This window comes from Streptococcus sp. HMSC065H07 (assembly GCF_001837325.1).
GTDB lineage: Bacteria > Bacillota > Bacilli > Lactobacillales > Streptococcaceae > Streptococcus > Streptococcus salivarius_H.
Genome location: NZ_KV832061.1, coordinates 1 through 862, shown reverse-complemented (window position 1 = coordinate 862; position 862 = coordinate 1). Strand labels below are relative to the sequence as shown.

Annotated in this window: 9 tRNA genes; all 9 read right to left on the bottom strand. The window is 52.0% G+C overall.

Going from position 1 to position 862, the window contains the following annotated elements:
* Positions 1 to 55 precede the first annotated feature (55 nt).
* Positions 56 to 128: transfer RNA gene (locus tag HMPREF2637_RS10475), tRNA-Phe, on the bottom strand.
* Between the two features lie 3 nt (positions 129 to 131).
* Positions 132 to 205, bottom strand: a tRNA-Met gene (locus HMPREF2637_RS10470).
* 9 nt (positions 206 to 214) lie between these two features.
* Positions 215 to 304 (bottom strand) — tRNA-Ser (locus tag HMPREF2637_RS10465).
* A 19-nt stretch (positions 305 to 323) separates the two neighbouring features.
* Positions 324 to 397: transfer RNA gene (locus HMPREF2637_RS10460), tRNA-Ile, on the bottom strand.
* A gap of 18 nt (positions 398 to 415) precedes the next feature.
* Positions 416 to 489 (bottom strand) — tRNA-Met (locus tag HMPREF2637_RS10455).
* Between the two features lie 5 nt (positions 490 to 494).
* Positions 495 to 568 (bottom strand) — tRNA-Pro (locus HMPREF2637_RS10450).
* A 6-nt stretch (positions 569 to 574) separates the two neighbouring features.
* Positions 575 to 648, bottom strand: a tRNA-Arg gene (locus tag HMPREF2637_RS10445).
* A gap of 14 nt (positions 649 to 662) precedes the next feature.
* A tRNA-Leu gene (locus HMPREF2637_RS10440) sits at positions 663 to 748 on the bottom strand.
* Between the two features lie 6 nt (positions 749 to 754).
* Positions 755 to 826: transfer RNA gene (locus tag HMPREF2637_RS10435), tRNA-Gly, on the bottom strand.
* Positions 827 to 862 lie beyond the last annotated feature (36 nt).

The window sequence follows — 862 nt, the reverse complement described above, 5'->3', positions numbered from 1 at the left end:
GATTTACAGTCCGCCGCGTTTAGCCTCTTCGCTACCCTTCCAAAATATAAACAAATGGCGCGAGACGGAATCGAACCGCCGACACATGGAGCTTCAATCCATTGCTCTACCAACTGAGCTACCGAGCCAAATTGCGGGAGCAGGATTTGAACCTACGACCTTCGGGTTATGAGCCCGACGAGCTACCTAGCTGCTCCATCCCGCGTTAATTATAAGGAGGATGTGGGATTCGAACCCACGCACGCTTTTACACGCCTGACGGTTTTCAAGACCGTTCCCTTCAGCCGGACTTGGGTAATCCTCCAAATATTATAATTAATATATGGACCTTGTAGGACTCGAACCTACGACCGCTCGGTTATGAGCCGAGTGCTCTAACCAGTTGAGCTAAAGGTCCAAGAAATCCATATATATATAGCGGCGAAGGGGATCGAACCCCCGACCTCCCGGGTATGAACCGGACGCTCTAGCCAGCTGAGCTACACCGCCATAAATCGGGAAGACAGGATTCGAACCTGCGACCCCTTGGTCCCAAACCAAGTGCTCTACCAAGCTGAGCTACTTCCCGATAAAATGCACCCTAGAGGAGTCGAACCTCTAACCGCCTGATTCGTAGTCAGGTACTCTATCCAGTTGAGCTAAGGGTGCTCATTATTATATTATGCCGAGGACCGGGATCGAACCGGTACGAAAGTTTCCTTTCGCAGGATTTTAAGTCCTGTGCGTCTGCCAGTTCCGCCACCCCGGCTCCTCAAGCGAACGACGGGATTCGAACCCGCGACCCCCACCTTGGCAAGGTGATGTTCTACCACTGAACTACGTTCGCATTTTATGCCGGCTACATGACTTGAACACGCGACCC